The following is a 277-nucleotide window of genomic DNA, read 5'->3' on the forward strand; positions in this document are numbered from 1 at the left end:
GTGTTTGCTTGTCTTTAAGTTTGCCGTTTAGCCTCATCATTGCTTGTATAGCTTGGCGCTCCATATCCAGTGACTTTTGACCCACTATTTCTTTACGGTAATCTAAATAATTGAGTGCTTGATCGATGGTCATTGCCTGAATACCGTTTATGCCAATATCTTGAGCCCAAGAGGCAACGGTGTTAAGTGATTGCTCATAGTTTCTGGCAGTTCCAAGAGACTTTATAAGCTTATTTTTTGTAAGCCCTTTTATGACATTGTGTGCTTGAGTTCTAGG

The 277-nt window shown here is 40.1% G+C and carries 1 pseudogene; it reads right to left on the minus strand.

From position 1 onward, the window contains the following. A pseudogene (locus AAEY57_RS19850) lies at positions 1-277 on the minus strand (site-specific integrase); the annotation flags it as partial.

Origin of the sequence: Pseudoalteromonas sp. MER144-MNA-CIBAN-0113 (genome assembly GCF_040308965.1) — a bacterium.
Classification (GTDB): domain Bacteria; phylum Pseudomonadota; class Gammaproteobacteria; order Enterobacterales; family Alteromonadaceae; genus Pseudoalteromonas; species Pseudoalteromonas tetraodonis.